We start from the raw sequence: 6,093 nt of genomic DNA, 5'->3' as shown, positions 1-6,093 counted from the left end.
GGCCGCGATCGCCCCCGCGTAGGTCGTCGGCTCCCACACCACCAGATCCGGCCGCCACCACCGACAGAACTCCGTCAGGTCCTCCACCATCGGATCGTTGGCCAGCCGGAACGCCCACGGCACGATGTTGCGGTACCCCTCGCGCAGGTACTCCCAGGTGGACTCCTCCTCGGGCCGGTCGGCCTTGTCGAAGGGCGCCAGTTCGTCGCCGGACACCATCTGCTTGAGCGCGGGGAAGGCGTCGAGCACGCGATGGATGTCGTGGTCGCGACCGACCGGGACCATGGTGAGTCCCGTTCCGGTGACCACGTCGCCCAGGGCGGGCTGACTGGCCACCCGCACCTCGTGCCCGGCCGTGCGCAGCGCCCAGGCCAACGGCACCATGCTGAGGAAGTGCGTCTTTTCCGCGTAGGTCGCGAAGAGCACGCGCAAGGGTCTCAACTCCTGGTCCTGTGCTTCTCGGTGAGGCGTTCGAGCTCGGGGACGAGGTCGTTGGGCGAGGGCATGGACCGCACCTCGTCGCTCAGCCCCCTCGCCTGGCGGGCGAAGTCCTCCTCGGTCAACAGCCGGTGGACCCCGCCCGCGATCCCGTCCACGGACACCTCGGACAGGGGCAGGTGGATGCCGGCCCCTCGTGCGTGGATACGCGCGGCCTTGGCCGGGGCGTCGTGCTGATCGCGCCACCCGAGGTCGCTCCGGATCGGCCCGCAACCACCGCGGCACCACCGCCGGACCGTTGAACGGCACGTACCGCATCCCCACCTGGTCCAGCCCCGTCGACAGCCGGAAGGACTCGGGCAGTTGATCGATGGTGAAGTGCCCCTGGGGCACGTGCTCGGCGAACGTGGCGCCCCACGGCTCCAACCGACCGGCCATCCAGTCCCGCAGCGGGTCCTCCCGCCCCGGCACCTCCTCGCGCAGGCGCACGAACTGTTCGCGCAACCGTCCGTCGAAGTCGAGTCCCCAGGTCAGGCGGGCGTGGGCGGCGCCGCACGCCTCGGCCGCGATCGGCCCCGCGTAGGTCGTCGGCTCCCACACCACCAGATCCGGCCGCCACCACCGACAGAACTCCGTCAGGTCGTTGACCATGGGGTCGTTGGCCAGCCGGAACGCCCACGGCACGATGTTGCGGTAGGCGTCGAGCAGGTGCTGCCAGGTGATCTCTTCCTCGGGCCGGTCCGCGACGTCGTAGGGAGGCATCTGCCCGAACTTGACGTCCTCCTCGAACTGCGGGCGTCGCTTGATGAAGCTCCACATCACGTGGTCCCGTCCGACCGGGACCGCGGTGAGCCCCGTTCCCGTGATCACGCTCTCCAGCGCGGGCTGGCTGGCCACCCGCACCTCGTGCCCGGCCGTGCGCAGCGCCCAGGCCAACGGCACCATGCTGAAGAAATGGGTCTTCTCGGAGTAGGTGGCGAACAGAATTCGCATGTCAGTTATTCCCCTGATCAGGCGGCGGTACGACCAATGGAGCGACCTTTCGTCCCGCCGGCGGGACAGAGGCGGGCAGGAGATCGAAAAGGCTTTCCAAGGCCGCGGACAGGCACGTCATAACCTTGGAACGTGAATTACGGGAGTCCTAGAATACTGCTCGACCAGGACCCCCGGAAGGCAGGGAAAACAAGAATGACGTGGCACTCTGAAAAACGGACCGTCGCTGTTCTCGGGGGCACCGGATGGATCGGCAGGCACGTGTGCGAGGCCTTCGCCCACGGCGGGTACCGCGTGGTGGTCATCGCCAGGAACCCCGTCGCCCACACGCGTGGGCACGCGTTCGTCGGCATGGACCTGCGCAGGACCACGCCGCGGGATCTGGCACGGGTCCTGCGCGCCCACGACACCGGGGTGGTCGTGAACGCGGTCGACGCCATGAACGCGACCGACGGGTGGGACCACGACCACCGGTCCCTGCACGAGGGCAACGTCGGCCAGGTCGAACGGCTCCTGGAGGCGCTGGCGGGGTGGGACCGCCCGCCACGTCTGATCCACCTCGGCACCGTCCACGAGTACGGTGACGTCCCCCGGCCGCGCGCGGTGAGCGAGGACACCGTGCCGGCGCCCGCGAACGACTACGCCCGGACCCGGCTGGCCGGCTCCAAGGCGGTGGTGGCGGCGGCCGACGCCGGAACACTCGAAGCGGTGGTGCTGCGGCTGGTCAACGCCTGCGGCCCGCACCCCTCCCCCGCCTCGTTCCCCGGACGCCTGCTGGACCGGGTCCGTACCCGCCGGGGAAGGCCGGCCGAGGAGACGTTCACCGTCGACGTGGCCCGCGCGCATCGGGACTACGCGGACGTGCGCGACCTGGCCCGGGCCGTGTTCCTGGCCGCGGAGACCGAGGACCAGGGCTACGCCATTCCGGTGGGGAGCGGAACGGCGACGGCGATGGAGGACTTCGTCCGCGCCTTCGCCGACGCCGCCGGGATCCCCGACGAGGCCGTGCGTCCGCTCCCCAGCGCCCGGACCGGACTGGGCGGATCCTGGGTGCTGGCCGACCCCGAACCCGCCGACCGGATCCTGGGCTGGTCCGCCCGGATCGGCCTCACGGACTCACTGCGCGCCATGTGCGAGAGCGACCTCAGCGACGCGTCCCGATGAACAGTCCTTGGTCGAACCGCCCCGGTGGGAGGTACTCCACGGTGCACCCGGCCAGGGTGAAGGCCTCCTCGTACTCCTGCCGGGAGAAGAGGGTGAGGCGGTGGACGTCGGTGAAGTGCGTGATGCCGTCCTCGTTCGTGGCCTCCACGTAGTGGACGTCCATCGTGACGAGCCGACCCTCGCGACGGGAGTGGGAGAGGCGGGCGACGGCGCGTCCGTCCTCCCGGGCCAGGTGGGAGGAGACGTAGCCGGGGGTGAAGTCCTCCGGGAACACCCAGGGTTCGATCGCCACGACCCCTCCTCGGGGTACCGCCCCCGCGAAGGAGGACAGGGTGGCGCACAGCTCCTCGAACGTCGACACGTAGGCCACCGAGCAGAAGAGGCAGACCACCGCGTCGAACTCGCGCTCCAGGGCGAAGTCGCGCATGTCGCCCTGGTTCATGGTGACGTCGGGCAGCTTGGCGCGGGCCACGCCGATCATGTCCTCGGAGCGTTCCAGCCCCTCCACCCGGGCGAAGCGCCGGCGGAGGAACTCCAGGTGCGCCCCGGTCCCCGAGGCGACGTCGAGCAACGACGCGGCCTCGGGTCGTCGCGCGAGGATCTCCTCGGCGAGGTGGGCGCTCTCCTTGTCGTAGTCCTTGCCCCTGCTGCGGTAGACGAGGTCGTACACCCCGGCCAGACCGGCTTCGTACATCGGCGCTGTCCTCCTTTCAGCCCGCGGATCCGACGGAGTCGCCGGTGGTGGCGACGACGAAGGCCGCGAGGTCGTCGAAGTCCGTGCCGGTGAAGCCGTGGAGTTCCTCCAGGATCACCACGTCGAACTCCGCCTCCAGGTTGAGCACCAGCTGGACCAGTCCGAAGGAGTCGAGGTCGGACATGTGGACGACGCCACCGGTCTCCGCGGTGACCTCATCGACGATCTCCTGGATCTTGAGGCGGACCGTTGCGACGTCAGGCATGGGATGTTCCCTTCTGGGCTACGGGTCGGGGGGTGGGGACGGCGGACGCGGAGGGCGACCACCAGGCACGGTGGCGCCGGTACCACTCCACGGTCTCCGCCAGACCCTGGTCGAGGGGGACCCGCGGCCGGTGACCGAGTTCGGTCCGGGCGCGGGTGGAGTCCAACGCGTAGCGCCGATCGTGACCCTTGCGGTCGGCGACGCGTCGTACGAGCGAGAGGTCCGCTCCGGTGAGCCGCACGAGCGCGGTGGCGATGTCGATGTTGCCGACCCGGTCCTCGCTGCCGATGTTGTAGACACCGCCGGGGGCGCCGTGTTCGAGGGCCAGGGCGATGCCCCGACAGTGGTCGTCCACGTGCACCCACTCGCGCACGTTGCCCCCGTCGCCGTACAACGGCACGGTGCGTTGCTCCAGCAGGCGGGTCGTGAAGAGCGGGATGAGTTTCTCCGGGTGCTGGTAGGGACCGTAGTTGTTCGAGGTCCGCACCGTCACCACGGGCAGCCCGTGGGTCCTGAAGTAGGCACGCGCCATGTGGTCGGCCGCCGCCTTGGACGCGGAGTAGGGGGAGTTGGGGAGCAGGGGGCTGTCCTCGGTCCAGGCCCCCTCGTCGGCGGAGCCGTAGACCTCGTCGGTGGAGACCAGCAGGAACCGTTCGACCCCCGCCTCCAGGGCGGCGTCCAGGAGGACCTGGGTGCCCACGACGTTGGTCGAGACGAACTCCGACGCTCCGTCGATGGAACGGTCCACGTGCGTCTCGGCCGCGAAGTGCACGACCGTGGTGGCCTCGGCCATGAGGTCCCGCACCAGGGAGGCGTCGCGGACGTCACCGCGCACGAACCTCAGCCGGGGGTCGTCCCGCACCGGCGCGAGGTTGTCGAGGTTGCCGGCGTAGGTGAGGCGGTCCAGGACCGTCACCGCCGCACCGCGGGTCACGGGATAGGCGTCTTCCAGGCTGCGCCGGACGAAGTTGGAGCCGATGAACCCGGCTCCCCCGGTCACCAGAACGCTCATGACTGGGCCCCCGTCGGGGTGTCGGCCAGGCTCAGCGCGACCTGGACCAGGTACTCGCCGTAGTCCGAGTGGCGCATCTCGCTGCCCATGCGGTGACACTCCTCGGCGGTGATGTAGCCGAGGCGCAGGGCGATCTCCTCCAGGCACGCCACGTGTACGCCCTGCCGGTTGGCCAGGGTGCGGACGAAGTGGCCGGCCTCCAGGAGCGAGGAGTAGGTGCCGGCGTCCAGCCAGGCGAAACCCCGTCCGAGTTCCACCAGGTCCGCGCGGCCCTCGTCGACGTAACGCTGGTTGACGTCGGTGATCTCCAGCTCTCCACGGGCGGAGGGGGCCAGGTCCCGGGCGATCTCGACCACGTCCGGGTCGTAGAAGTACAGGCCCGTGATGGCGTTGCTGGACTGCGGCGACCGGGGCTTCTCCTCCACCCCGATCAGGCGACCGGCGGCGTCGACGTTCGCCACCCCGTACCGTTCCGGATCCGTGACCGGATAGCCGAAGAGGGTGCAGCCGTCGAGGTTCTCCACCGTCCTGGCGAGCAGGTCCTGGAACCCCGATCCGTGGAAAATGTTGTCACCCAGCACCAATGCGCTCGACTCGCCGGCGACGTGGTCCGCGCCGATGCGATAGGCATCGGCAATTCCTCTGGGCTCTTCCTGGAGGGCGTAGGTGATATTCATCCCGAGGTGCGATCCGTCCCCGAGAAGAGTGCGCATGCCCTCCATGGAATGTGGAGAACAGATGATCAGGACGTCTCGTATTCCCGCGAGCATGAGAACCGAGAGCGGGTAGTAGACCATCGGCTTGTTGTAGATGGGAAGCAGCTGTTTGGAGACCCCAACGGTGATGGGGTGCAACCGACTCCCACGCCCCCCGGCAAGAAGGATTCCCTTCATGGGCACCCCTGTCCGTACCTTCGGTGGTTGATCCGACCAAGCGGAATCTGAGCTTGCGACGAACTATCTGATGATTCAGACTGCCCATGGAACGCTACTGCTCACTGCAACTGATTTCAATCGCGAGGATATGGGAATCCGACAATACGGGTCCCCGGAATTTCCTATGTCCCGCCGGCAGGACGCGGCGCACAAACCAGGTAAGGCTGTATTCATGCGTGTACTCTTCGTGCTGTATTCCGAAAGAACCCATTACTTCAGCATGGTGCCGTCGGCCTGGGCTCTGCGGACGGCCGGACACGAGGTGCGGGTGGCCAGCCAGCCCGAGCTCGGGCCGGACATCACCGCGGCGGGTCTGACCGCCGTCCCGGTCGGCCGGGACCACCAGCTCTGGCGCGTGCTCAAGGCCCAGGGCAAGGAGTATCGCGCGCGGCTGCCCCCCTTCGACCGTCCGGCGACGCCGGGCGCGGAGGTGACCTGGGAGTACCTGAGGGACGGCTACGCCGACGTGGTGCCCTGGTGGCTCCGGCTGGTGAACGATCCGATGGTGGAGGACCTGACGGAGTTCTGTCGGTGGTGGCGGCCGGATCTGGTGGTGTGGGAGCCGACGACCTACGCGGGGGCGATCGCGGCC

At 68.9% G+C, this 6,093-nt stretch carries 6 protein-coding genes and 3 pseudogenes; 2 read left to right on the top strand and 7 right to left on the bottom strand.

Annotated features, from left to right (window positions below; translation table 11 throughout):
• The 3 genes and pseudogenes from DSY14_RS29685 to DSY14_RS29675 form a co-directional block, all read right to left on the bottom strand.
• Positions 1-384, bottom strand: a pseudogene (locus DSY14_RS29685) (hypothetical protein); the annotation flags it as partial.
• A gap of 53 nt (positions 385-437) precedes the next feature.
• Positions 438-617, bottom strand: a complete 180-nt coding sequence (locus DSY14_RS29680; RefSeq protein WP_374224064.1) for a hypothetical protein — start codon at positions 615-617, stop codon at positions 438-440.
• A gap of 73 nt (positions 618-690) precedes the next feature.
• A pseudogene (locus DSY14_RS29675) lies at positions 691-1,383 on the bottom strand (hypothetical protein); the annotation flags it as partial.
• A gap of 243 nt (positions 1,384-1,626) precedes the next feature.
• On the opposite strand from DSY14_RS29675, the gene DSY14_RS26720 reads away from it, so the two are divergent.
• The gene (locus DSY14_RS26720; RefSeq protein ID WP_211719383.1) at positions 1,627-2,595 is read left to right on the top strand and encodes an NAD(P)-dependent oxidoreductase; all 969 of its coding nucleotides are present in this window, start codon (positions 1,627-1,629) and stop codon (positions 2,593-2,595) included.
• Here the strand turns inward: DSY14_RS26720 and DSY14_RS26715 are convergent.
• Genes DSY14_RS26715 through rfbA form a run of 4 tightly spaced genes read right to left on the bottom strand, consistent with a single transcriptional unit; the run spans position 2,576 to position 5,459 of the window.
• Positions 2,576-3,289: a trans-aconitate 2-methyltransferase gene (locus tag DSY14_RS26715; RefSeq protein WP_211719382.1), complete on the bottom strand. Its 714-nt coding sequence runs from the start codon at positions 3,287-3,289 to the stop codon at positions 2,576-2,578. The genes DSY14_RS26720 and DSY14_RS26715 overlap by 20 nt on opposite strands.
• A 16-nt stretch (positions 3,290-3,305) precedes the next feature.
• Positions 3,306-3,554, bottom strand: coding sequence for a hypothetical protein (locus DSY14_RS26710; RefSeq protein ID WP_211719381.1), 249 nt, complete (start codon positions 3,552-3,554; stop codon positions 3,306-3,308).
• Positions 3,547-4,566 (bottom strand): dTDP-glucose 4,6-dehydratase, encoded by a 1,020-nt coding sequence (rfbB, locus tag DSY14_RS26705; RefSeq protein ID WP_211719380.1) that lies wholly within the window; start codon positions 4,564-4,566, stop codon positions 3,547-3,549. The genes DSY14_RS26710 and rfbB overlap by 8 nt, the downstream gene beginning before the upstream one ends.
• Positions 4,563-5,459 carry a glucose-1-phosphate thymidylyltransferase RfbA gene (gene rfbA / locus DSY14_RS26700; RefSeq protein WP_211719379.1) on the bottom strand — a complete coding sequence of 299 codons (897 nt, stop codon included), beginning with the start codon at positions 5,457-5,459 and terminating at the stop codon, positions 4,563-4,565. The genes rfbB and rfbA overlap by 4 nt, the downstream gene beginning before the upstream one ends.
• Positions 5,460-5,673: 214 nt before the next feature.
• Here rfbA and DSY14_RS26695 point away from each other — a divergent pair.
• Positions 5,674-6,093, top strand: a pseudogene (locus DSY14_RS26695) (hypothetical protein); the annotation flags it as partial.

Origin of the sequence: Nocardiopsis sp. MG754419 (assembly GCF_018207095.1) — a bacterium.
GTDB lineage: Bacteria > Actinomycetota > Actinomycetes > Streptosporangiales > Streptosporangiaceae > Nocardiopsis.
The sequence above is the reverse complement of the archived record's forward strand: the minus strand, read 5'-3'. Positions and strand labels throughout refer to the sequence as shown.